This is a genomic window from Demequina sediminicola (assembly GCF_000975055.1).
GTDB classification, from domain to species: domain Bacteria; phylum Actinomycetota; class Actinomycetes; order Actinomycetales; family Demequinaceae; genus Demequina; species Demequina sediminicola.
Genome location: NZ_BBRB01000001.1, coordinates 147855 through 171982 on the forward strand (window position 1 = coordinate 147855; position 24128 = coordinate 171982).

30 protein-coding genes and 1 pseudogene are annotated in these 24128 nt (G+C 62.4%); 12 read left to right on the forward strand and 19 right to left on the reverse strand.

Annotated elements, in window-relative coordinates:
* Positions 1–30 precede the first annotated feature (30 nt).
* The 3 genes from AOP79_RS00700 to AOP79_RS00710 all read left to right on the forward strand — a co-directional run bounded on the left by AOP79_RS00700 (position 31) and on the right by AOP79_RS00710 (position 948).
* Positions 31–213, forward strand: a complete 183-nt coding sequence (locus tag AOP79_RS00700; protein ID WP_062069413.1) for a hypothetical protein — start codon at positions 31–33, stop codon at positions 211–213.
* Positions 210–419, forward strand: a complete 210-nt coding sequence (locus AOP79_RS00705) for a hypothetical protein (protein WP_062069416.1) — start codon at positions 210–212, stop codon at positions 417–419. Before AOP79_RS00700 ends, AOP79_RS00705 begins: the two co-directional genes overlap by 4 nt.
* 340 nt (positions 420–759) lie before the next feature.
* Positions 760–948, forward strand: coding sequence for a hypothetical protein (locus AOP79_RS00710; protein ID WP_062069419.1), 189 nt, complete (start codon positions 760–762; stop codon positions 946–948).
* Here the strand turns inward: AOP79_RS00710 and AOP79_RS11740 are convergent.
* The 19 genes and pseudogenes from AOP79_RS11740 to AOP79_RS00795 form a co-directional block, all read right to left on the reverse strand.
* Positions 945–1121: a hypothetical protein gene (locus tag AOP79_RS11740; RefSeq protein ID WP_161794200.1), complete on the reverse strand. Its 177-nt coding sequence runs from the start codon at positions 1119–1121 to the stop codon at positions 945–947. The two genes, AOP79_RS00710 and AOP79_RS11740, sit on opposite strands and share 4 nt — an antisense overlap.
* A 64-nt stretch (positions 1122–1185) precedes the next feature.
* A complete protein-coding gene (locus AOP79_RS00715) occupies positions 1186–1599 on the reverse strand; it encodes a type II toxin-antitoxin system death-on-curing family toxin (RefSeq protein WP_369401006.1) in 414 nt (137 codons plus the stop codon).
* Positions 1566–2123 (reverse strand): Panacea domain-containing protein, encoded by a 558-nt coding sequence (locus tag AOP79_RS00720; RefSeq protein ID WP_062069425.1) that lies wholly within the window; start codon positions 2121–2123, stop codon positions 1566–1568. Before AOP79_RS00720 ends, AOP79_RS00715 begins: the two co-directional genes overlap by 34 nt.
* A gap of 345 nt (positions 2124–2468) precedes the next feature.
* Positions 2469–3212, reverse strand: a complete 744-nt coding sequence (locus tag AOP79_RS00725) for a hypothetical protein (RefSeq protein ID WP_062069428.1) — start codon at positions 3210–3212, stop codon at positions 2469–2471.
* A gap of 4 nt (positions 3213–3216) precedes the next feature.
* Entirely contained in the window at positions 3217–3402 is a 186-nt protein-coding gene (locus AOP79_RS00730) for a hypothetical protein (protein ID WP_062069431.1), read from the reverse strand.
* 234 nt (positions 3403–3636) lie between these two features.
* Positions 3637–3786 (reverse strand): hypothetical protein, encoded by a 150-nt coding sequence (locus AOP79_RS11745; protein ID WP_161794201.1) that lies wholly within the window; start codon positions 3784–3786, stop codon positions 3637–3639.
* Positions 3783–4088: a WhiB family transcriptional regulator gene (locus AOP79_RS00735; protein ID WP_161794202.1), complete on the reverse strand. Its 306-nt coding sequence runs from the start codon at positions 4086–4088 to the stop codon at positions 3783–3785. Before AOP79_RS00735 ends, AOP79_RS11745 begins: the two co-directional genes overlap by 4 nt.
* A complete protein-coding gene (locus AOP79_RS11750) occupies positions 4081–4245 on the reverse strand; it encodes a hypothetical protein (protein ID WP_161794203.1) in 165 nt (54 codons plus the stop codon). The genes AOP79_RS00735 and AOP79_RS11750 overlap by 8 nt, the downstream gene beginning before the upstream one ends.
* Positions 4242–5615: an AAA family ATPase gene (locus AOP79_RS00740; RefSeq protein ID WP_161794204.1), complete on the reverse strand. Its 1374-nt coding sequence runs from the start codon at positions 5613–5615 to the stop codon at positions 4242–4244. Before AOP79_RS00740 ends, AOP79_RS11750 begins: the two co-directional genes overlap by 4 nt.
* 92 nt (positions 5616–5707) lie before the next feature.
* Positions 5708–6025: a hypothetical protein gene (locus AOP79_RS00745; RefSeq protein ID WP_062069440.1), complete on the reverse strand. Its 318-nt coding sequence runs from the start codon at positions 6023–6025 to the stop codon at positions 5708–5710.
* Positions 6018–6239, reverse strand: coding sequence for a hypothetical protein (locus AOP79_RS00750; RefSeq protein ID WP_062069443.1), 222 nt, complete (start codon positions 6237–6239; stop codon positions 6018–6020). Before AOP79_RS00750 ends, AOP79_RS00745 begins: the two co-directional genes overlap by 8 nt.
* A gap of 539 nt (positions 6240–6778) precedes the next feature.
* Complete coding sequence (locus AOP79_RS00760) at positions 6779–8221, reverse strand: recombinase family protein (RefSeq protein WP_152647943.1); 1443 nt, start codon at positions 8219–8221, stop codon at positions 6779–6781.
* Positions 8205–9098, reverse strand: a pseudogene (locus tag AOP79_RS00765) (TadA family conjugal transfer-associated ATPase); the annotation flags it as partial. The pseudogene AOP79_RS00765 and the gene AOP79_RS00760, both read right to left, overlap by 17 nt.
* A 125-nt stretch (positions 9099–9223) precedes the next feature.
* Positions 9224–9616 (reverse strand): hypothetical protein, encoded by a 393-nt coding sequence (locus AOP79_RS00770; RefSeq protein ID WP_201774423.1) that lies wholly within the window; start codon positions 9614–9616, stop codon positions 9224–9226.
* Complete coding sequence (locus tag AOP79_RS00775; RefSeq protein ID WP_062069453.1) at positions 9598–10236, reverse strand: nucleotidyltransferase domain-containing protein; 639 nt, start codon at positions 10234–10236, stop codon at positions 9598–9600. The genes AOP79_RS00770 and AOP79_RS00775 overlap by 19 nt, the downstream gene beginning before the upstream one ends.
* 89 nt (positions 10237–10325) lie before the next feature.
* Positions 10326–11723, reverse strand: a complete 1398-nt coding sequence (locus AOP79_RS00780; protein ID WP_082093249.1) for an NAD(P)-binding domain-containing protein — start codon at positions 11721–11723, stop codon at positions 10326–10328.
* 120 nt (positions 11724–11843) lie between these two features.
* The gene (locus AOP79_RS00785) at positions 11844–12644 is read right to left on the reverse strand and encodes an ABC transporter ATP-binding protein (protein WP_062069457.1); all 801 of its coding nucleotides are present in this window, start codon (positions 12642–12644) and stop codon (positions 11844–11846) included.
* Between the two features lie 2 nt (positions 12645–12646).
* Positions 12647–13678 (reverse strand): ABC transporter substrate-binding protein, encoded by a 1032-nt coding sequence (locus AOP79_RS00790; RefSeq protein ID WP_082093250.1) that lies wholly within the window; start codon positions 13676–13678, stop codon positions 12647–12649.
* Positions 13679–13734: 56 nt separating this feature from the next.
* On the reverse strand, positions 13735–14799 hold the full coding sequence (locus AOP79_RS00795) for a FecCD family ABC transporter permease (RefSeq protein WP_062069463.1): 1065 nt from the start codon (positions 14797–14799) through the stop codon (positions 13735–13737).
* An 89-nt stretch (positions 14800–14888) separates the two neighbouring features.
* Between AOP79_RS00795 and AOP79_RS00800 the strand changes: the two genes are divergently transcribed.
* From AOP79_RS00800 to pfkB, 9 genes are all read left to right on the forward strand, one after another.
* Complete coding sequence (locus AOP79_RS00800; RefSeq protein ID WP_062069466.1) at positions 14889–16607, forward strand: ABC transporter ATP-binding protein/permease; 1719 nt, start codon at positions 14889–14891, stop codon at positions 16605–16607.
* Positions 16604–18418, forward strand: coding sequence for an ABC transporter ATP-binding protein (locus AOP79_RS00805; RefSeq protein ID WP_062069469.1), 1815 nt, complete (start codon positions 16604–16606; stop codon positions 18416–18418). The genes AOP79_RS00800 and AOP79_RS00805 overlap by 4 nt, the downstream gene beginning before the upstream one ends.
* A gap of 42 nt (positions 18419–18460) precedes the next feature.
* Entirely contained in the window at positions 18461–19153 is a 693-nt protein-coding gene (locus AOP79_RS00810) for an SOS response-associated peptidase (protein ID WP_062069472.1), read from the forward strand.
* Between the two features lie 174 nt (positions 19154–19327).
* Positions 19328–20521: a PTS transporter subunit EIIC gene (locus AOP79_RS00815; RefSeq protein WP_062069474.1), complete on the forward strand. Its 1194-nt coding sequence runs from the start codon at positions 19328–19330 to the stop codon at positions 20519–20521.
* A gap of 51 nt (positions 20522–20572) precedes the next feature.
* Positions 20573–20881: a PTS sugar transporter subunit IIBC family protein gene (locus AOP79_RS00820; RefSeq protein ID WP_062069478.1), complete on the forward strand. Its 309-nt coding sequence runs from the start codon at positions 20573–20575 to the stop codon at positions 20879–20881.
* Positions 20871–21320 carry a PTS mannitol transporter subunit IIA gene (locus tag AOP79_RS00825; protein ID WP_062069481.1) on the forward strand — a complete coding sequence of 150 codons (450 nt, stop codon included), beginning with the start codon at positions 20871–20873 and terminating at the stop codon, positions 21318–21320. Before AOP79_RS00820 ends, AOP79_RS00825 begins: the two co-directional genes overlap by 11 nt.
* A gap of 3 nt (positions 21321–21323) precedes the next feature.
* Positions 21324–22364 (forward strand): zinc-dependent dehydrogenase, encoded by a 1041-nt coding sequence (locus AOP79_RS00830; RefSeq protein WP_062069484.1) that lies wholly within the window; start codon positions 21324–21326, stop codon positions 22362–22364.
* 40 nt (positions 22365–22404) lie between these two features.
* Positions 22405–23166: a DeoR/GlpR family DNA-binding transcription regulator gene (locus AOP79_RS00835; RefSeq protein ID WP_062069487.1), complete on the forward strand. Its 762-nt coding sequence runs from the start codon at positions 22405–22407 to the stop codon at positions 23164–23166.
* Positions 23163–24113 carry a 1-phosphofructokinase gene (pfkB, locus tag AOP79_RS00840; RefSeq protein WP_062069490.1) on the forward strand — a complete coding sequence of 317 codons (951 nt, stop codon included), beginning with the start codon at positions 23163–23165 and terminating at the stop codon, positions 24111–24113. The genes AOP79_RS00835 and pfkB overlap by 4 nt, the downstream gene beginning before the upstream one ends.
* The last annotated feature ends 15 nt before the right edge of the window (positions 24114–24128 follow it).

Below are 24128 nucleotides of genomic sequence, written 5' to 3' on the forward strand. Positions count from 1 at the left end.
GCCGGGCGTACGAGCGAATGGACCGCCCGCATGACAAACGATACCCCCGACCTATCCACCCTCGCCACTGACGCGCGCGACGCAGCTGCGCTGGCCTGGGATCGACTACGCACCGCAGACGCGCGAAGGCTCGAGGCGCTTGCCCTGGGTTACAGCATCGCCGCACAGATGCGCGACCATGCACGCCCCGCTATTGAGGCGGTGGCGGCGTGAGCATCGCAGACGCACTATTTCTATTCGCAGTGGATCGCGGCCTAACCGTGGATGAGGTCGCCACGCGCCTCGAGCCTGAACACATCGCCCCGGGCAGGACGCACGCCATCTTGATCGACGGCATTGACCCGTCACTGTCGGAACTTGCTTGGCTGTGCTCTGCCCTCGAGACGGCACCCAGTCAAATCATCGCCACATCAATCTGAGCGGCCCCGTATCGCCTCCTAGCGACCTGCTAGGCGGTGGTGCAGGGCTTCTCAGTCCCGGCGTCATTCCTCGTTCCTAGCCGCTCTCAGTGAACGCCTGTAAATGCTGTGTGACAGGCCAGCCGCTGCGTTCTCGTTACGTTCCCTGCAGGGACTTGACCGCAGTCCACGCTCAGCACGCTCTCAACCGAGGGGGTGCTACTTGTCGTGGCCTGACTCGATACGGGGACGTGGATCGTGGGAAGCCTGGGATGGGGTCAAGACACGCGCGGGCGTATGCCCTCAATGCCTTTCGCCCGCTACCCATGTGCCAACCGCCCCTTGTCGTTAGGGTGTGGGCATGACTGCGAGCAAGAGCGCGCCGCGTATGCGTGCATGGGGTTGGGTCGGATTCGCGCTGATAGCGCTATGCCTTCTAGGTGCGGTGGTGATGAGTCCAAATGAGGGCGTGTTGCTATTGCTGCTCACGTCGCCTGCATGGATCACCCTCTTGCTGACCGCATTCCTGGTGAAGAAAAAGCCGGCCTAGCCCGCTACACCCTCAGTCATGTCGCCCACGTAGGTCACGGGATACGTCGGCGCGACGGGCTTGGGGTCTGCGGTGGTGGCGGTAAGTGTCTCATGGTGAGACACCTGGACCAGGTCGCGGTGGACCGAGTCCTTCGATGCCCCAACAATCGGGGCGATGGCCCGCGTGCTCATGCCCTCGCCAGCCAGGAATGCAAAAGCGCCCCGCCTGACCGTGATGGCCGGATGGGGCGCCTTGCTAGTGGTCTGGTCTCGAACGTTCGCTGAGCCACGCCGCAATTTCATCGGTCGTATAGCGGTGTTCGACAACGCTTTCAACGAACTCTGCCGCCTCGTCGTTATCGACGGGGTCAAGTGGGGCTCCGTTCAGTCGCAAGAAGACTGTCGTTAGCATCCAGGCCGTCCGTTTGTTGCCGTCGTCGAAAGGATGATTCTGACATAGTGCCTCGAGCATGGCTGCGGCCTGCGATACGAGCGTCGAATGGACCGCTATGCCGTCGTAGGTAGCGAATGGTCTCCCGAGCGCACTGTCAAGTCCGTGCGCGTTAATTAGCAATGCTGAGCGGCCAAGCAGGGTTTCGTTGGCCTTCAGCGCAAGCTTCGGCGAAAGCCGCCGGATCACTGTGCGAGGCGCTCCAGCGTGCGGGTCCACCGGGGCATTTCGGCCTTGAATGCCGCCTCGAACTCTGCCTCGTCAACTGCGTCACCAGACAACTCCGGGCGTGACGGAACTGCGCCGCCGATCTCGGCCAATTCGCTGTAGAAGCGGTACATGTCAACACTCTCAATCAATGAATTCTTGCCACGCTGGTATGCGGATTTCCATGGACGCTCGCCGTGGGTCAAGTTCACGAGCGCCGGCTTGTCGAATCCGCCATAGAAACGCACAACCTCATCTACAATCGCCAACCCGTCCGAGCTGAGTCGCGCCGTATCTGAGCCGGGAACGTAGGTGTCATGAAAATGCGCCCTGTTGTACTTGTTCACTCGAAACAAGGCGGGGGCCACGGGGCCATCTTTCCATGCCTCGATCCGGCCCTCGAAGAGCGGCGTGCCCGTCCAAGCCAAACTCCATGCCTGTGTGTAGTAGGTGAGTTTCTGAAGCTTCCAGGAGTCCACCCAGCCCAACTCATCGTATATTCGCTGAGCGACATCGAGGTCGCGTGCACCAGTCATGGCAACTCCCTCTCCTACTCTCAACTACCGTAAGGCAAACGTACTGCAACCGTCTGACATCCACCGCACCAATCGCACAATCGTACGCGCAAGCACGTCCTTACGCTACCGAGGGGTTCCTGTACAGCGCGTTCGGCTCCATTCAGAGTGAGCGAGAGCCGCGCTGAGGCCTCTGCGATTGGGGGTGACTTGCTAGGCACTGTGGCGGCTCCTTTTCGTGTGTGTGAACCTGAAATCTCCGTGTGTGAAAGTCTTAGTGCCGCCGGGTGAGCGACGTCAGTCCGACCGGGGTCTACCCCCAGGTCAGGGCCGCGCGCTCTTCATGGCCACGCGGCCCAACCTCGGTTAGTCCTCGTAGTGCATTGCTCGGAATGCTTGTGACTGGCGTCGTGCGTGCTCTTGTGCCCGTGCAATGAGGACTTGCTCCTGGGCCTCGGCTTCCGCCCTGGTGGGCCACCACAATTGGCCCCCGGCTGCGATGGTGTCGCATGTCACCGTCAGGGCATCGGCGTCGTGGATTCGTAGCGAAGGTGCGGGGTCTTTCCAGATAGCCACCTCGCTAGGCCATGTGCGGCCCGGTCCGGTGAGTTTTGCCCGCAGTGCGCGCATGGCGGCGAGGTCGTGCAGTCCATTCGTAGCTGCGACCGCGCGAGTGGCGTCCTCTGGTCGGCGCGCCTGGATCATGTTTACCGGGTCACGGTCTGGTTGTACCGCGAGCCATTCAAGGTTCGCAATGTGTTCGTGCGCTACGTGCTCCAGGGCTTCGATGAACGTGTCGATGTTTTCACCGAACGTGCGCCACGCCCTCATGGCGGCAGTCATAACCGCCTCTTGGTGACTGGAGCGACGTATAGCGCTCGAGGCGATGTGTAGCGCGATCTTGTCGATTGCTGCAGGTGTGGCCGTGGGGTCTAGGTAGGCATCGCGTAGCGCGTTGTGCTCGATGGTCTTAGGTGCCAGCTTCTCAACACGCTCGAGTTCGGTCAGTGTCTCCTGTACCGCGTCGGGCACTGGGATTGAGCGAGTGGCGAGGATGGATACAAGGTTGGCAACATTGCTGCGTGCAGTCTCGCGAGTAAAGGCGTGCATGTGTCTAGTTCTCCTGGTCTGAGGTGGGGACAATGAGGCTGCGGAACGCGGCGCTCACCTTGGTCGTTCGTTCGCGCTTGAGTTCAGCCATCTCGGCCTCATATGCGGCTTGGTCTGCTTTGCGGGTCCGTCCGTTGAGAACTGCGTTGCGCAATTTCTCTACAGGGTCGATGCTGCGCTGGTGGGTCACGGTGTCCTCTTTGGTGGTGTGAAGAAATAGCCGGCCTGTCGCTGTTCGGGGCTGCAGTATTGGCCGCACAGTGGCGCTCGGCGTTGGCGTCTGCCTCGCGCTCCCGGTGTCATTGGGTGCGTGTGTTCGCCGTTGCAGTAGGGGCACAAGATCCGCGCCCGCTCATGCGTCGAACTCAGTACGGCTGCCTCTGGGATGGGGATGGGGCTTGTTACGGCTGTCATGGCGCTCTCCTTAGTGCGTTTCCGGCATGCCGATAGTGATGCCGTCTAGTTGCTCTTCGCCGTCGTATCCGGCCTCTATCGCGCGGTCACGTAGGGCCGCTTTGAGTGCCTGGATACGTTCGGCGCGGATGCCGTCTGGCATGGGGTCGCTGGGGTTCATTGCTGTCTCCGATCTGCGGCGGCCTGGGTGCGTTGCCTGGGAGTGAGGCCACCTAGTACGCCTTCCTCTTTGGGGTGTGCGATGCCGTAGTCGCGGCATTGAGTGAGTGCCGGACAGTTGCTGCATGCTTTGGCAGCTGCGTCGCGTTCGGCGCGCCTCTCGCTGGTCCAGGCGCTCGATGGCTCGATATGTCCGTCACGGCACGGGATGGGCTGACGCTGGCCGTAGTGGTCGATCAGGTCATTGAGCGCACGCCAGTCGTGCTCTAGTCCTGGTGGCATGACGGGGAACTTGTCACTCACGGCGACCACCGCCACGGGCTTGATATGCCGGGCAATATTCATCGTGATAGACCGTGATAACCGTGATGTCATCGGCACCCGCCGTGACCATTTGGACCGCGTTGCAGTCGGCACAGCCATCAGGAATCTGGAGCCGAGAGAGCGCCTCGAACATCATGACCGCACCTCGCATCCGGCGTGAGTCCCAGTGCCATCGTCGTAAGTCATTGGCTCACTACAGATAGAGCAGGACTGGTGAGGCGGGTTGTTGTCGCGCGTCCTCGCGCGGGGGGTGTGTTCTAGTTGGGCATGTAGGGCATCTTTGGGCTGTACCTGGGGTGATACATCTGCCTCTGAGAGCAACGCCGGGGCGCTATCCGTCGCGCAGTCTGCATACTTGCCTAACTTGCCCTCCTGAGCGGTCCAGGGAGACAGTGCCGCGTGTGCGCCCTTCCATCCGTCTTCGGGCTTCGACCACCACATCGGGCCTTGGAACACCCCCCGGCGGTCAGTCACTACACCTAGCGACTCTCGAGCCGTGCGCAGCATCTTCTCTGAGTAGTCCAGCTCCCCGGCACGCTTGAGTACGTCGGACTTGAGTAGCCCATGTTCGCCAGCTGTGTCGAGCAGCTCGCGCAGCCATTTCTCGGCGGCCCCGGTTGGGGTCGTGCTTTCGCGGCGTTCCTGGCGTGCGACCTCATGAGCACGGATCTCTGCTTCGCGGATGCTGGTGTCATGACGACCGTGGTCCACATAGCGTGCCGCGATAATCTCGCGCCCATCGTCAGGGTCGGTGCCAACTTCGACGCCTTCAACGGTGTATGCCCACGCCTCGAGGTCGTCTGGTCCAAGGTTCGACTTGGCGATCCCTACAAGGCGGCGGGCCTCGTCCATTGGGTCACGCATGGCCACGAGAACCGCGCGTGCCACAGCCGAGAATGCGCGCGACCCCATGATGCTATTCAGGACGTCACCACCACCACCCTTGTTTTGGTGGATGATCCCAAGAATCGCCGCGCCCGTTGCGTGACCGATGCGCGTTAGCGGCTCGAGGGCCTGGCGTACGTCGCGGTCGACGTGTGTGTCCAGACCTTCGCCCATGCGTGACATCAGTGGGTCGAGCAGGACCGCAGCTGCGTGTTCGTCGCAAATGAGTTGCTCGAGCTCCACGAGGTCACGCGGCAGCATGATCGGCACCTCATGAGGGTTGCCCTCGTCGTCTGTAAGTTCGACGGCTTCAACCTGCACAACCCGATCAAGGTCTGCGCTCTCAGCCATGAGGCGCGGGACGATGGTGTGCGCCCATGAGTCCTCTGTTGCCACAATGATCACGTTGCGGGGTTGGCCTATGTATTCGCCGGTCAATTCGCCCCGCGTGATCTGAGCAACCGTGCGATAACAAAACGTGGACTTACCCACGCCCTCGCGTCCCGCCACCAGGACAACCTCACCCTGAGGGATGTGCTGGTGCCACAGCCAACGCACGGCGCGCGCGGTAATGTCGCCGGCACGTCGCGTCTTGAGTCGAGCGCGGGGCCTTTCAGTCACAGCGACTTCACCAAATGGGCAGCCACAACTCGCGCGGTCAATCGCATGGCGATCACACCAGGACTCAGTGCCGATACCGAAAACAGGCCCCATCATGCGGCGGCCCGTTCCTGGACTCCGACTACCTCAGCAATGAGGGCAGTGTCCAGTCCCTGTTCCCATAGCTCGCGGGCAATCGCGCGCCTATCGGATTCGCACGCACTCTCAGGATTGCGGCTAAACGCCGTGCCGCGAGTGGCACGGCGATAGAACTCACGCACATAGGCAGCGCGGACTTTACGCAGTTCCTGCTGCTTCCAGAATACGAAGGGCCGCGATACAATTAGGGTAGTTTCGTTGCTTGCTTGATCCGCTTCGCCCCTGGTAACCGTCACGTTGCCGGGGGCGGCGGCGGTTCTGGGGTCAGTCATCGCTACCACCGCCCGCATGTGGGCGTAGCAGGGCGGCAACCCTCTCCCGCTGCCCATCGGTGAGCGGTGGAGCATCTGCCAGCACTTTGCTGACGTACTGCTCGAGTTTGGCAGCGGCTAGGTCCGTGCGCGCTGCTACGTAATCGGGATCATCGGCGGCGCGGGATCGACTGAGGGATGCGATCCGAGCGCGTGCGGTGAGGACATCGGACATGAAAAAACGCCTCCGGCATGGGAATGTTTCCCACCCGCTGAGGCGCGTGACACCCGTGGTGTCTCAAAAGTCGGTTTCTTGCGACTATGTGCCGGCCATTACCCAGGTGCGGCTCGGGGCAACCGTGCCAAGGTTGCACTACTACTACTACTGGCTACGTCCCACGCTAGCAGCAATTGCGTCAAGCGCAATGAGTCGTATGCCAACTTGGTCGAATCTGCCGAGAATATCCATGAGGTTCTCATTTCGCAGTGCAACTGGCCGGTGACATTTCCGGCATTCCAGCACCCATCTATTGCGCGCAGTTTCCCTCCCCTCGTCCTCGAACGTTTCGGCAGTTGGAACTTCCTCCCATCTACGATTCCCGTAAAGCGTCTCGCCGGAATCGCCGGAGTTCCCGCCGCCGCGGCGTAGGCGCGGCTTCCCCCTCGTAACCTCGTGCCAGCCTTCGCCCGTCTCGTCATTGTGGGCGAACGCCGCCACGTGGACTTCCCTACCTGCGTGGCGCTCGGAGGTACACACGATTCGCACTGTGCCACTCATGCGGTTCTCCAATCAATTTGGATGGACTCGGGATCAAATCGGCGTTGCTTTCCTGGCGGCGTCTTGAGGATCGTCACTTCACACAATGCGTCGATGATGCGGCGGCGGTCTGTCAGTGTCGTATCGTTCCACGCGGCTTGCGCGTCGTCCGCGCTAACTACGGACTCTAGAGCTGCAGGCAACGGCGTGGCGGTTCGCATCTGTTCTTGTATTCCGTCAAGCGTCTCGCGCATTTTCGCTGTGGCTGCGGTCATTTGTGTCAGCGTGACAGCGCCGTCCGCATAGGCATCGGCGAGATCATCCATGCGGGCCGTGATCGTTCCGGCCTGGCTCTGCAAGCCCGCCAAATCTACTGTCACAGGGTCTACGAGCGAGTCGAGTACATCGGGCATAGATAGGCGCGCCACCATTACGGCGTTCACCACTTCATCGGCATCGGCTTGGCGCTTGCCCACATGCCCCTTCCCCCGTGTGCGGCACCTATAGACAACACGGTTCTCTCCGTCCCGATACTTGACGTGCGAACTGCCAACGACATTGCCGCACTCGCCGCACTTAGCCAGTCCGCTGAGCAGATACTTGGCGCGGTTATCTGTCCCCGTGCCGGGGCGGTTTGGTGACTTGAGTAGGGCGACTACGGCCCTCCACATCTCCTCGTCGATAATTGCGGGGAATGTAGACGGGCCGGTTTCCTCGCCTTTGTAGGTCGCTATCCCCGCATTGCGAGCGCGAAGCAACACCTGGCGCAATGTTGTCGCAGTGAATGGTGCACCTAGTACGCCTCGCAGTCCTGCCGCGTTCCATGTGTCCGCGATGGCAATGAGCGACTTGCCTGCCAATAGTGAGACTGCAGCGGCCCTGATCGCGTCCGCTTCCTCCTGCACCAACACGGGAGGCTTTACGCTCGTATCCCAGCCGAACGCGCGCTTACCGCCGAGCCATTCCCCTCGCATTCCAGCCTCACGCATGCCAGCCGACGACCGCGCGGCCTTATGCTCCACCTCAAACCGCGCCCACGCAGCCAAGGTGCGAGCCACCGCACGGCCCGAAGGCGTCGCCAGGTCCAGGGGACCGGCCTCTACGGTCTGCGTCACGATGCCGCGTGGCTCGCATGCGCTCAGATATCCCTCGAGCTCAACGGGACGGCGATGTAGCCGGTCGGTGTGCCATGCAAGGACGCCTTGGACTTGGTTGCGTTCGATAGCCTCCATGAGTGCCGTGTAGCCCGGGCGTGCGCTGCCCGTCGATGCACTCACATCGTTGTCGGTAAAGACGTAGGCAACTTCCCAACCCAGCGCATCGGCGAGCGCTCGACACTCTCGTTCCTGACGTGCAACCTTGACGCCAGCACCCTCCCGATCCTGCGACATGCGGCAATAGATGGCACATTGGGTCGTCATATGTGTATTGTATATCTCGATATCCCGGTACGCCAGCATTTAGCGCGATGAGCATGTCGAGGGCCTCTGCTTCACGTACCTCGCCGACGATGATGCGGTCGGGGCGCATGCGCAGCGACTCCTTCACCAGGCGTCGCAGAGGTATCTCCCCGGTGCCTTCAAGCGAAGCCTGTCGACACTGCATCGCGACCACGTCACGGCATGCCAGAGCGAGTTCAAACACTTCTTCGCAAGTGATCACCCGTTCGCGCGGCCCGATCGAACCGGCAAGCGCGTTCAGCATCGTTGTCTTTCCGGCTTGCGTGGCACCAGAGACGAGGACGTTCGCCCCGCCGGCCACGGCATCGGCAAGGAAGCGGGCCGCTGCGGGAGTCAGTGATTGCCGCGTTACCAAGTCACTCAAGTCCGATGCCCGCACTACAAACTTACGAATGTTCACTGACCAGTGGCGCCGGGTCACATCAGGGATGACGACGTGAAGTCGCTCACCGCCAGGCAGGGTGGCGTCGACGAAGGGCGAACTGAGGTCGAGCCGCCGCCCTGAACTTTTCAACATGCGTTCGACGACGTCGTACACCTGCTCGTCAGTGAGCACGGTGGTGGTGAGTTCCGCGCGCCCGCTGCGGGCCACAAACACTTGGCTAGGGCCGTTGATCCAGATCTCTTCAACCTCAGGATCATCCAGGTACTGCTGCAAGGCACCCAAACCGGATACGGCATCGACGACGGCTCGTGACACACCAGCGGTATCCGTCACCGGCACTACGGCGCCAGTCAGAGATCGCTCATCCCACTGCGCTAGTGCCTCCGCGACCATCGTCCGCACGGCCGCCACATCGGCTACCGGATCGATTCCCGTCTCACGCACCTGCTGGCGCACGCGCGCCTCAATATGCGCGACTGCCTCCCCCGTCATGGGTCACGACACTAGAGACATCGCTCACTCAAAGTCGATGGCAGTCCTCGATCTGTGGATAACTCCCAGCGACGCTCGCTCCACATCACGGCGTGAGAAGCTCAGCCGTGCGGCCACACTCTCCCTCATACACGCCTAGCAATGTCCATGAGCGAATCCATTGCACGCGTGGCCCGCCGCACTCGGTCACTTCGGATCGTTGTCGTGCCGTACCCGGCCATCGTCTTCAGACTCAACAGTGCGCTGAGGTCCTTTGCCGCCTCCGGATCCACCGTCCTCACCAACGCCACAGCCTCGTGGTGACTGTCCCCACGCGCATACTCACCCCGTCCCGCAGCACACAGCACATCGGCCGCAGCGATTCCCGCGTGCACGCAGAGTGTCACGTAGGCATTTGTGAGGTCCTCGTCGTCATCTGCGAGTTCGCGGACAATCTCGGCCGCGGCAAAAAACTGTTGCGCCACTTGCATACGGCCTGCTTTCGCGTGAGCATCCGCCTTCACTGTGCGCGGTGCCATCGGCGCGCATCTCTGACGGTGGTGCGAAGCCAGCTACTCAAGCCGGACAGGACAAGCGCGTCGTCAAGGAGAGAGCCGATGATCGGGTCGCCTTTGGCCGCACCGTGACGAACCTCGTCCTCGGTAAGGCTGAGAATTCGAGCGTCGTTACCTGTCCAAGTCGCCACCTCGGAAGCAAAGACGCTGCAGTTGTGCTCCCAACGGTCCGTGTGAAGCCCTGGGTCCACCAGAAAAATGTCGATGTCGGAATCCACACGCATATCGCCGCGCGCCGCCGAGCCGAACATCGCAGCCCACACCGGTTGCGGGGACCACATTTCGAGGTGCTGTTGCATCCGTGTCATCAAGGTCTCCTGCAAACGCGCGAGCGCGATGATGTGCTCCGCCGCGAGGTGTAGGCGGTTGAGGCTATACCCGTACGACGCGCCGATCTTCTCGGAACCTACGATGCCTTGAGACTCGAGGCGCCGCAGCACCTTTTTGACTCCCTCATACGACCCGTGCCCGAGCACACCGCGAATCTGGTCGACAGTGAGTTTCGCGTCGACCCGCGCCAAGACAGTAAGGACGTCGCCGTCAAGGCTTCCTGTCACCACATTGAGTGGGCGTTGTAACAACATCGAGCACCTCCTGATTCCCACTATAGTAGGCAAAGTCCTACTTTTGTGGAACAAAGAGCTCCCGATGTGCCCACTCGCCCCGGCAACACTTAACGCGGCGCGGTGGGCTCCAACGAGATCGGCTGCGGCGCGACCGAGGCTGGCGAGCAGCACGCGTCGTCCTGAGCATCGGCCTTCTCCGTGGCCTGAGGTGCCGGCGCACAGCATCCGCCGCTCACCTGCGAACCTGCGGGCGCGTCAAACTCACCCGCTCCGCCACATACACCGGTGTCGGGCAGCACCAACTCGATGCGCTCAGCAGCGGCTTTGTCGCCCGCGAGTAGTGCGACCACGGAGCGCACCTGCTCGTATCCGGTCAGCGCCAAGAAGGTGGGGGCGCGTCCGTAGGACTTAGCTCCCACGATGAAGAAGTCGGGCTCGGGGTGGACGAGGTCTGCCGCGCCGGTCGCGCGGACCGAGCCACATGAGTGCTCGTTGGGGTCGACCTCGGCAGCAACCTTGGCGGGAGCTTGAAGGCGCAGGTCAAGGTCTAGCCGGATCTCGGAAAGGAAGTCGAGATTTGGCCGAGCGCCGGTGAGAACATAGACCTGGTCAGCGGCGGGCAGTTCCCTGCCGTCTTCCGCGGTGACCACGGCTTGGTCCCCCACGAGCGCGATGCGTTCGGTGCGGAAGGCCGTCACCATTTCGACGTCACCGAGACGCACGGCCTGGCCCGCACGCTTGCCCAGGGCTCCGCGCTCGGGAAGTTCATCGGCGGCACCGCCACCGAAGGTGTTACCCACGGTGCCACGACGCAGTACCCAGGTGACCTTCGTGGAGGGATCCTTCTTCACTACGTCTGCAAGAGTCGTGATCGCCCCTGCAGCGGAGTGCCCATTGCCAACCACGACGATGTGGCGCCCATCGAGGCCAGCCGCTTCCTCGGCGGTCGGGATGCGTGAAGCGACGATGCCGGTTTCGCGGGCAGCGACCTCACCGAGCGCCGGGAGACCTTCTGCTCCGGCCGGGTTGGGCGACGTCCAGGTGCCGGAAGCGTCGATCACAGCACGAGCTTCCACACGTTCCTCAGTACCGTCAGCGAGTGCGACGTTCACGATGAACGGCTCGTTGGCACGGCCCGCGTCAACAGAGAGGTCGCGCCCCTTGCGGCCCACCCCCGTCACGGTGGCGCCGCAACGGACGCGCTCACCGAGCGCATCGGCGAGGGGTGCGAGGTAGCGCTCGATCCACTCAGCACCTGTGGGATAGACGGTGCCGTCAGCGGCCTGTGCGGGCTCGGTCCATCCGGTGGGCTCGAGGAGGCGCTTGGCTGAGGCGTCGATCAATTCTGGCCACGCCGAGAACAGCCGGACATGCCCCCATTGGGCCACGGATGCGGCGGGACCTGTGCCCGTTTCCAGCACGAGGGGCTCCAGGCCACGCTCGAGAAGGTGGGCAGCGGCAGCGAGACCCTGTGGGCCAGCTCCGATCACAACAACGGGACGCATCAGACGGCTCCAGACATTTCTTTACATCGATGAACATCAATGTTTGAACTATCCCGCACACATCGATCATTGTCAATGTCCTGCATGGCGCCCCCATCACAGGCTCGAGGCCAGACGCCGCTAGCGCCGCTCCTCCACCACCTGAGCCGTCGCCGTCTTGGCATGCCGGCGCGGGCTAAAGATCAATTGAGGCACCCCGTCAACATCCACCCTCCGCATATCAATCTCATAGACCGGCTCGAGCACCTCAGGCACCAGCACGTCCCCGGGGTGACCGGCCGCCACCACCTTGCCGCGCTCAAGCAACACCACCTCGTCGCAGTACCGCGCAGCCAAGTTCAAGTCATGAAGGACGACTATCACCGTCGCAGGCAGCCCCGCAACCAGCGACAACACTTCATGCTGATACCGCACGTCCAGGTGATTCGTGGGCTCATCCATCAGAATGTGACCCGCCTCCTGCGCCAACGCACGTGCAATCAGCACGCGCTGACGCTCACCTCCGGAGAGGTCATCGACGGACCGATGAGCAAGATGAAGAACACCGGCTCGCTCCATGGACGCCGCCGCAATCTCATGATCGTTCTCGCCGTAGCTTCGCCACGCGGAGAGCCGCGGGGAACGCCCCAGCAACACCGAATCCCAAGCGGTCAACGGCAGACCGCTCGGCTCCTCCTGCGCCACCACGGCGACACGCTGTGCCCTGGCGGTCGGCGACAGAGCATCGACAGGCTCACCATCAATCTCTACCCTTCCACCATCGCGTGGCACGGACCCAAGGATCGCTTTCAACGTTGTGGTCTTACCTGACCCATTGGGACCAATCAGCCCCAACACTCCCCCGGTTGGCGCCACCACATCGACAGCGTCCACGGCGACCGTCCGGCCATACCGGACGGTCAGCCGCTCCGCCACAATCATTGCTACAGCGCTCCGGTTCCTTCAAGCACGGTGCGCAGACCCTGGATCGCACCTGGGTCGGGCGCTAAGTCGCTCGCGGGGACTCCCACAACGCGACCTTCCTGAACCGCGGTGAGTTCCGCTACACCCGGCTCGGACTCAAAGTTTGCGCGCGCATCCTCGAAGCTCTCGCCGTAGAGCCCGTACGCCACGACCACCGTGTGAGGATCGGCGTCCAGGAGAGTTTCGATGTTCGCCTCCATGTAGACGCTGGCCTCATCGCCGTAGACGTTCTCAAATCCCGCACGGGCGAGGACATCGTTGGCGATTCCCAAGCCTCCACGGGCGGACATGGTCGCGTCCTCGGAGAAGTAGTACACGACAGCTGCCTGCTCGCCGTCGCCCGTCGACGTCGCCGCAGCCGTGAGCTCATCGAGCTCGGCACGCAGATCGGTCAGATTGGCTTCAGCCGCATCGGTAGTTCCAAACACCGACGCCAAACGCTCAACGTCGCTGAAGATCGCTTCAAAATCTGTCGCGCCAGCAAGCCCAGCATCGTGACTGCATTCACCGTCGATGACGATGTTCTGGAGGCCGGTTGCGGCGACGTCCTCGGGCGAGGCGTTGAACAGCCCGTATCCCACGATGATGTCCGCCTCTGTGCCCACGATCACCTCAATGGCAGGGTCAGCAGAGTCGATGATGGGGGCTTCGGTGGGAGGAGTCTCGAGCCCTGCAGGGAGGTCCGCTCCGAACTCGCCGGCACGGGCAACAATGCGGTCCGATGCGCCTGCCGCGTCCAGCAAGGACACCGCGGACGTTCCGATGCTCAGAATCGTCTCAGGCTCAGACTCGATCGTGAGGTCGTTGCCGCAGTTTGCGACGGTGACCGGGTATTCAGCTTGTGCCTGGACGCTCTCCGCAGCGCCCGAGGCCTCGATGGGCTCGGAACTCGTGGAGCATGCGGCAAGCAGAGCGGTGGAGGCGAGGGCACCAAGCCACACGCGTGAGGAAGACAGCGCCGATGCGCGTCCGGGGACGGAGGGTTTCATCATGTTCCTTCTTTGTTGTGGGTGTTTTTCTTGCAGGAGTACGGCGGGACGGGTCTCGGCTACCGACCAAACGAACGCCGCACCAAAGCGATGAGGAGTGGGGTTCCAATCAGTGCGGTGAGGATGCCGAGCGGCAACTCTCGCGGCGCAAAGAGAATTCGGGCGAGCATGTCGGCAGAGACCAAGAGCAGCGCCCCCAAAAGCGCTGCGGTGGGAAGCAGGATCCGATGACGCCCTCCAACGAGCCGCCGGGCGATATGCGGAACGACGAGTCCAACGAAGCCAATGAGGCCTGAGACCGCCACTGCGGCAGCAACCGTCAAACTCACGACGAGCGCCGCTGTGGCGCGGAATCTTGTGGGGTTTGCCCCCAGCGCATGCGCCGTGTCGTCGCCGATCGCGAGCGCATCCAGGCGCCTGGACCACAACACGAGCACCACGGAGGCGGCGAGGACCGCAACCACCACCAGTGGCACAGACGTCCATCGCGATTGGGCGAGCGAGCCAAGCATCCAAAACATGACCGCGCGCGCCCCGTCGCGTGATTCGCTGGCGAAGACGAGGAAGTTGGTCGCGGCGGTCAGCGCGAAGCCCACAGCGATGCCCGCGAAGACCAGGCGCGACGTGATGAGCCGCCCACCAATGCGCGCGACAGACAGGACCAACGCAACGGCCACCAATGCTCCAATGAATGCACTGCCGGTGAGCGCGATGGCCCCCAAACTGCTTCCGACTCCGAAGAGGATTGATGCGGCGGCACCCGTTGAGGCGCCCGACGAGATTCCGAGGAGGTAGGGATCGGCGAGCGGGTTTCGCACGAGTGCCTGGACGACGACTCCGGAGATCGCAAGCGCTGCGCCCACCGCCAAGCCAATCAAGACTCGCGGGAGCCGGATGAGCCACACGATCGAGTCCTGGGCAGCCGTCCAAGTCTGAGAAACATCAATGCCGATGTGCGAGGCGACAATCCGAACAACCTCGACGGGGGCGATCGCCACAGGGCCCACGCCGACGGCAATGACCGTTGCCGCCAGGACACCTGCACTTAACGCGACCAGCACCCAGAGTTGCTGCCGCCGGCCCCGGGTCACGATGACCGGTGCGGCGATTGTTTGCGCGGCCACCCCTAGCCAACCCTCGGTCGGATGGTGTACAAAAGGGACCAACTTCCATTTTGAGAACGATTATCGCTCTCACAATAGCAAAGGTCCCCGTGCTTCACTACAGCCTGTTGAAACTCATCACCCCTGGTGGTCGCGGCCTCGCTGGCGCCATAGCCACTGGGCTCACTATTAATGCTCTAGCCCTGACCCAGGCACTCGCCATGGCCACTCTGTTCACACGGATTGTCGACACCGCACCGCTGGCGGACCTCCGCACCCCAGCGCTCATCCTCGCCGCAGCGCTGGCGATCCGCCCTCTTGCGACGGCAACTCGCGAGCTCGTCGCGCACCGTGAAGCAAGCCGTATGAAGACCCGCACTCGCGCGCTGCTGCTAGATCACGCCGCCACGCAAAGCCCCTTCGCAGGCGAGAAGAACGACACCGGCACCCGGCACGCGCTCATCGTCGACGGTGTCGAGAACCTCGAACCGTACGTCACGCGCTACGTGCCCCAAGTGGCAGTGACCGCCGTCACAGTGGCAGTCGCGGCGGCAATTCTGATAAGCATCGACCCCGTGGTCGGCACGGTTGCCGCCGCACTCGCCCTCGCCACACCATTGGCACCACGCCTCTGGGACAAGGCACTCCGCTCCACAGGTTCCGCTCACTGGAACGCGTACTCATCGATGCACGCGGACGTCTCCGACTCCATCAAAGGCATGGAAACGCTCTCGCTCCTAGGCGCCACACCCCGCCAGCGCGCGCAGCTCACCCAAGCCAGCGACACACTGCTCGCCACCACCCTCAAGCAAGTGCGCATGTCGCTCGCCGAATCAGGGCTGACCGGATTCCTCCTCGTGGCAGGACCTGCAACCACCCTGCTCGTGGCGTTAGCACGCACCTCCTCCGAGAACATTGCACCCACCACGCTGTTCGCCATCACCTTGGTCAGCTTTGAACTCTTCCGGCCATTCCGCGATCTCTCCCAGCACTGGCACGCCGGATACCTCGGGGTGACCGCCGGAAGTCGGATCCTCACCGCTCTCCGGCAGCCGCGCGGCAAGCCACCCACACCGCCACAACATTCCACCGCACATCACGCGGCGGCCATCACCTTCCGCGACGTCACAGCGACGTACCCCAACAGCACTACGCCCGCCCTGAAAGGCTGCAGTTTCACCGTTCCCCGCGGCACCGTCACCGCCATCGTCGGCCCCTCGGGTGCCGGAAAGTCGACAGTCGCGAACGTCACGATGGGACTCCTCGCCGTCGAGGAAGGCTCCGTAGAAATCTCCACCACGGCCCCATCGGCCTCCCCCGCATCGGCCACCACAACGCTCATCTCACAGGACCCGGTGCTCTTCGCCGGAACCCTGCGCAGCAACCTGATCCTCGTCGCACCCCAAGCCACCCAATCCGACCTCGAAGCTGCGCTCACCCAAGCGCAAGCGCCCGAACTGGCAGAGGCACTGGACAACGAGGTTGGCGACGGAGGATCGCTCCTGTCAGGTGGCCAACGGCAACGTGTCGCGATCGCCCGTGGCTTCCTCCGCCACTCGCCCATCATGGTCTTCGACGAGGCCACATCGGCCCTCGAAACCCAGCGAGAACATGCACTACTCGCGTCCCTCGCCACTCAAGCAGCCACGGCACGTGACTTCACGGCCATCGTGATTGCCCACCGACTTACATCCCTGACAGGCGTGGACCACATCATCGTCGTCAACGAAGGCCGCGTCGTTGAGTCAGGAACCTATGCGGAACTCGTTCAGCGCGATGGCGTCTTTGCCACCATGCTCGCAGCCCAAGAAGACCAGGTATCCGCATGACCACCACACGCACACTCTTGTCACCGCTGAAGCAGCTCCTCGGAACCGTCAACGATGAACGCGGGCTCTTCGCTCGGTCAACCCTGTCGATGACAGCCGCACAACTCGGCACAGCGGCAACAGCCGCACTCAGCGCCCTCCTCGTCACAAATGCGGTCACCGGCGCTAGCCCCACGATCCAGGCAGCCCTGACATTCGGGCTCATCGCAGCAGTCACAACGGTTGGCCTCTTCACCTGGATCGAGTCATGGCTCAGCCACGTGCTGGCATACCGCGTCATCGCGGCCCTACGCATGAAAGTCTTCGATGCCGTCAAGCGAGCCGTCCCATCAAAGCAAGGCAAGCAACGCACCGGCGAGATCACCGGCACCGCATTGGCCGATGTCGAAGCCCTGGAGTGGTTCTACGCCCACACCTTGGGCTCCGGTATCAACGCCATCGTGACCCCGGCTCTCATCAGTGGCGCACTGGTGGTGATGGTCGGACCGGTTGGCCTCGTGGTCCCCGCCGGAATAGCGCTACTGCTGGCGATCCCCTGGTTCCTCACACCGGTTCAGGTCACGCAAGGCCGGAGAATCCGCGAATGCCTCGGAGAACTCAACGCCATGGCCTTTGAAGGTTCACATGCGCGACGCGAACTCGCCACACTCAACCTCACTAGCCACCACGCACAAGAAGTCCTCAAGGTGACCGGCACCGTGCAGCACGCCAAGCGACAGTTCGCGCTGCGAGCAGCCGGCGAAACAGCCATGGCCGACATCGTCATTGCCGCAACAAGCCTGGGATTCCTCGCGCTCCTGGTCACCGAATCTCAACGCGGCCACGTCGCACCCACAATGATCCCCGTCGCAGTGGTGCTCGCGACCGCGGCCATCGCACCAGCATCGGGTGCGTTCATCATGGTTCAGCGGCTCGGCGAGATGTCCGCTGCCGCACAACGTGTACTGCGACTCCTCGCACTCGGCGCTGATCACCGTGAAGGAACAGACGACATGCCGGAGGGCGGCGCAGGGCGAGGCGCCATGTCCCACGTGACATTCGGATACACGCCCAACGCACCAGTATTGAAGGACCTCGACCTCACCATCGAGCCGGGCGAACACGTCGCGCTGGTCGGTGCATCCGGCGCGGGGAAATCCACCATCGCCCGGCTCCTGACGGGCCTATGGGCACCAGACTCCGGCACCATCGAGATAGACGGATTCGGCATCGGCTCCGCTACCGAAGTCTCCCTCCGACGCCACGTCGCGATGGTGTCACAACACCCGTATGTGTTCCGAGGAACGGTACGCAGCAACCTCTTGCTCGCCGACCCAACAGCACCCGACGAATCACTCTGGAAAGCACTGTCACAGGCAGGACTGGCCGCCACCGTCACCACGTGGGAGAAGGGCCTCGACCATCCCGTAGGCGACGGCGGCTCAACCCTCTCCGGCGGACAACGCCAGCGCCTTTCGATAGCGCAAGCACTCCTGCGAGACCCCGCCGTCATGATTCTCGACGAAGCATCCGCTCAACTCGACACCATCCACGAGGCGCACCTCGCTCACACTCTGGCCGAGGTCCGCAAACACCGCACCACAATCGTGATCGCCCACCGGGTCTCCACCATCCGGCGCGCGCACAGAGTCATCCTCATCGATAACGGTCATGTTGCCGCCACCGGCACGCATGACGCCCTCATCGCCAGCAATGAGCGTTACCGGTCACTCATCGCCCATACGACTCCCACGGACGTCCGACCCGGAACCCCGGCCGGATCCCCCACTCACCACTATTTGTCCAGTGCCGAGCCCGGTCCGGTCCTTTAGGCATAGCCGTCGTGTGTCAGCCTGCTATGCGACGATGAAACCATGTGCGGTCGCTACGCGAATTTTCTGAGCGAACAGGCGCTCGTGGACCACTTCCACCTCGCCCGCGTCGCCGATGAACCTCGCCTTCTCGACCCCAATTGGAACGTCTCCCCCACCCAACAGGTAGCAATCATCGTCCCGGGCAAGCCTGACGACCCGGGCCGGCGGCTCGAGGCCGCCCACTGGGGCCTGGTGCCGTCGTGGGCGAAGGACCCCAGCATCGGTTCGCGGATGATCAATGCCCGGTCCGAGACAGCCGCCGAGAAGCCCTCGTTTCGCTCAGCCTTTGCGAAGCGCCGATGCCTGGTTCCGGCGAGCGGATACTACGAGTGGCAGACGGGCGCCGACGGGAAACAGCCGTTCTACATCCACGCTGTGGACGACGCTCCACTCGCTTTCGCGGGACTGTACGAGTTTTGGCGAGATAAGAGTCTGGGCGACGACGCTCCGTGGCTTGTGACAACGACCATCATGACAACCGCAGCGCGCGGGGACATGCGCGACATTCATGACAGGCAGCCGGTCATGCTGGGGGCCGATGCCGTGGAGACCTGGCTAGACCGCGACGCAGCTCAGGGAACGCTGTTTGATGTGATCGCCATGCCGGCTCCAGAGGTTGAGTGGCATGCAGTACATAAAGCTGTAGGTTCGCCGCGGAACAACGGCCCGGAAAACGTCGAGCACCGCTCTTAGCCGGCCAAGCGTCAGCACCGAGCCCTTGCCCTCGCGCCCACTTATGCCCGTTTATGTCTTGACATGCCCGTTTATGCCCGGTAGTGTCACACTATAGTTCCACAGGAACGGGCCCAAACGGGCATACTTGTGACATTCCTCCGCAATGAGGCGGAGGGGGAGGGTAGGACACCGATGTCCTTCAACGACGCTCAGGCGCAAGCCCAGGAAAAGAAGCACCGAACAGGGCCCGGAATCGGCGCCCAAATTCAACGTCTCGGCCGGTTCATGTCGGCCATGATCATGCCCAACATCGGCGCATTCGTGGCGTGGGGCCTCATCACCGCACTCTTCATCGAGGCGGGCTGGGTCAACAAGATCGCAGAAATGTTTAACGGCGGCCCGAACCAGAGCGTCATGGACTGGACTGCAAGCATCGCCGTGATCGTCGGCCCGATGATCACCTACTTGCTGCCCATCCTGATCGGCTATACCGGCGGAAAGCTCGTCTACGACACCCGTGGTGCCGTCATCGGTGCGGTCGCCACCACCGGTGTCATCGTCGGCTCCGACGTCCCCATGTTCTTGGGCGCAATGATCATCGGCCCGTTCGCGGCATGGCTCCTGAAGATCGTCGAGGGCTCATGGTCCGGCAAGGTCAAGCCCGGGTTCGAAATGCTGATCGACAACTTCTCGCTCGGCACTATCGGCGCTGTTCTCGCCATCCTCGGAAAGATCGTGATCGGACCTATCGTGTCCAAGGGTGTCGAATGGGCCGGCCAAGGCGTTGACTTCCTCGTCGAACACAGCCTCCTTCCGCTGGCATCAATCGTTGTCGAACCCGCCAAGGTCCTGTTCCTCAACAACGCCATCAATCACGGTGTGTTCACGCCCCTTGGAACCGCGGAAGCCGAGGACACCGGCAAATCACTGCTCTTCATGATCGAATCCAACCCTGGACCCGGCCTAGGAATCCTGCTCGCATTCATGTTCTTTGGCCCCCGCATGCTCAAAGCAGCGGCCCCAGGCGCATCGATCATCCACTTCTTCGGCGGTATCCACGAGGTCTACTTCCCCTTCGTTCTCGCCAAGCCCAAGCTCATTGCAGCAGCCATCCTCGGCGGAATGACCGGCGTCTTGGTCGGCGTGATGTTCAACGGCGGCCTCGTCGCACCCCCATCACCCGGCTCCATCTTTGCCTGGATCGCCTTCACCCCTCCGGGGTGGACCAACTACCTGGTGATGTTCAGCCAGGTCCTGCTCGCGACCCTCGTGTCATTCGTCGTCGCTGCATTCCTCATGGGATTCGGCCGTGAAGCACGTCGTGAAGACGCTCCCACCGACGACACGGCCGACGTGGCCACCCCCGTTCCAGCCACCACCGCCTAACTGGATCCCCAAGAGGACGACACGGTCGCCCAACACCACAAGGAGAAACCAATGCCATCGATCAACGGATCCGAAGTCACCAAGGTCATCATCGCCTGTGACGCGGGTATGGGCAGTTCAGTCATGGTCGCGAGCAACCTTCGCTCCAAACTGAGCGCCAAGGGCGTGGAGGTAGTCCACACCCCTGTCAACGAGATCCCCGAGGACGCCAAGCTCGTGCTTTGCCACCAAGGGCTCGCCGCCCGCGCGCAAAGCACCGCACCCAACGCAGTCGTCGTGCCCTTCACAATCTTCATCGGCGACCCTGCATTCACTCGCGTAGAAGACGCCATCATCCAAGGGCAGACCCTTGAATCCTGACGCGCGGCTCCTCCGTTCGGACGCCATCAAACTTGGGCTCACGGCACACGACAAGACGGATGCGCTCACCCAAGCAGGTGCGTTGCTCGTGGAGATAGGCGCAGCCACAGACGCCTACGCCGCAGCAATCCACGAGCGCGAGACGTCCATCTCGACGTACATCGGCGAAGGCGTTGCGATTCCTCACGGCACCAACGAATCTCGGGAGCACATCGAGCGCGCAGCACTGGGCTTTCTCCAGTATCCACACGGCGTCGACTGGGATGGCGAAACGGTCTATGCATGCATCCCGATCGCCTCGAAGTCTGAAGAACACGTCGACATCCTGTCCACGCTTGCCCAAGTCCTGATGGATCCAACCAAGGCCTCACAGTTGCGCGAAGCATCAACCATCGAGGATGTCCTCTCACTGCTGTCACCCACCACCACCAAGGAGTAACCCATGAAAGCCCTCGTCTTCTACGCACCGGAAGATGTCCGCATCGAAGACGTCCCGGAGCCCGAGGTCGGACCCGGTGAGGTCAAGATCCGCGTGCGCAACTGCTCAACCTGCGGCACAGACGTCAAGATCTTCCACAACGGCCACCAGAACCTCTCACCCCCACGGATCATCGGCCACGAAATTGCCGGCGAAGTAGTTGCCACCGGCGAAGGAATTGAAGGCTGGGTGGAAGGCGACCGCGTGCAAGTCATCGCCGCCGTCCCGTGTGGTGATTGCTACGAGTGTTCACGCGGTTGGATGGAGGTGTGTCAAAACCAGACCTCCATGGGATACCAATATTCTGGCGGCTTCGCTGAATACATGATCGTCCCAAAGGAAGTGATGAAAGTCGATGGCCTCAACCGCATCCCCGAAGGGGTCGGCTTCGACGAAGCCTCTGCAGCCGAGCCCCTTGCTTGCGCGATCAATGCGCAGTCAATCCTGGGGATCGAGCAAGGCGACACCGTCGTAGTCTTTGGCGCTGGCCCTATCGGCGCCATGCACATCCGTCTTGCACGCGCCAACGGGGCGGGCCGAGTGTTCCTCATCGACGTCAATGCTGAGCGCCTCGCCATGACAGCCGATGCCGTTCACCCGGAGGAAGTCATCGACGGCTCGGAGGTCGATGTCGTGGAAAAGGTCAAGGAACTCACCGGCGGGCGCGGCGCAGACTGCATCATTACCGCAACTGCAGCCAACATTGCTCAAGAACAAGCCATAGAAATGGCCGCCCGAAACGGACGCATCTCCTTCTTTGGCGGACTCCCCAAAACCAACCCCACCATCACGTGCGACTCCAACTTGGTGCACTACCGCCAGCTGCGCCTCTTTGGTGCGAACGGTTCTGCACCCCACCACAACAAGGAAGCTCTACGCAAAATTGCATCCGGAGAAGTGCCAGTGAAGGACCTCATCACGGAGCACATCCCACTGAGCCGTGTACTCGATGCGATTGGCATCGTTCAGCGCGGCGAAGCTATCAAGGTCACTGTCGAACCTTAGACAGACCCGCTCACCCATCAGGAAGCAGGAACACTCCGCCATGTATGCCCAGGAACGTCAGCAGTCAATCGTCGCGACCGCTCGCTCGCGCGGGCGCGTCGAGGTCGGTTCACTCGCCGAGGAACTCGGCGTGACGGTTGAAACCGTCCGCCGTGACCTCACCGCGTTGGAACGACTCGGGGTCTTGCGCCGTGTCCATGGCGGAGCCCTGCCTGTCGAACGACTGACCCTCGAACCAACACTCGAGTCTCGACAAGGCCACTCGGCAGATGCCAAACGTCGTATCGGAGCCCGCGCCGTCATGGAGATCAAAGAGGGCGACTCAATCCTCCTTGACTCCGGAACCAGCACACTCTCCATCGCAGAAGCGTTGCCGCCCGAACTGCGGGTGACCGTGGTCACGAACTCCGTTGCCATCGCCGCCCGGCTCGCCGATCGCCCTCGCACCGAACTCATGGTGCTTGGCGGCCGAGTCCGCCGACGCACAGGGGCTGCCGTGGGCGAATGGATCGCGACCTCACTCGTTGACGTCAGTGTCGATGTCGCCTTCATGGGAACTAACGGATTCACGCTTGAACGTGGCCTGACAACCCCGGACCAAGCCGAATCGGCCGCGAAACGCGCGATGGCGTCGGCCGCTCGCCGTGTGGTGTGCGTAGCAGATTCCTCTAAGGCCGGCCAGGTTCACATGCATCGGTTCCTCGAGACCGAGGAAGTTGCACTTCTCATTAGCGACTCGGACCTCGACGACGACACTGTCCAAGACTTCGAAGACGTCGGCGTGGAGGTAGCGCGCACATGATTGTCACCGTGACCCCAAATCCGAGCATCGACCGCACCATCACTCTTGACCGGCTTCACCGCGGGCACGTGAATCGCGCCATTGGGCTCCGAGACGATCCCGGCGGTAAAGGAGTCAATGTCTCACGTGCGCTCGCTGCCCACGGCACAGACACGCTCGCCATTCTTCCGGTAGGACGTGAGTCCGCTACGCTCGTCAGTTCACTCCTGGACGACGCCGCCGTGCGCCACAAACTGATCGACCTCCCTGGAGCCGTGCGTCAGAACATCACCGTGGCCGAGGCTGACGGGACAACGACCAAGATCAACGAACCGGGCAACCTCTGTAGTCCTGAGGATGCGGATGCAATGCTCTCCGCCATCGATCGACAACTCCCGCGGGCGACTTGGCTCGTGGGGAGCGGCTCCCTACCGCCTGGATTAGGAGATGACTTCTACTCCCGGCTGGTAGACCTGGCACGCAGACACAACCTCCGCAGTGCAATCGATACCTCCGGCGCTCCTTTCGCGCACGTCGTCGCGGCTGGCCCCGACATCGTCAAGCCCAACCACCACGAGTTGACCGAGTATGCAGGGCGAGAGCTTCCACAACTCGCGGATGTAGTGCTCGCGGCTCAGGACATCGTTGCCTCGGGCATTCACACCGTGGTCGTGAGCCTCGGAGCGCATGGAGCGATCGCCGTCACAGCCGACGAAACCTTGCATGCGACCGCTGAGGCCCCCACGTCCCGCTCCACTGTGGCAGCTGGCGACTGCCTCCTTGCGGGCTATCTTCACGCTACCGAGAACGGCGCCAACACCAGCGATGCACTCATCACTGCTGTCCAGTGGGGCACGGCATCGGTGGGTCTTCCAGGCTCGGCTGTACCCGGCCCCAGTGACGTGTCGGGGATCGATTGCAGGCTACTACCTGGACCCGCACTCCACCTTGCTATGACCACCGATTGACCCCACCCCGCAAAG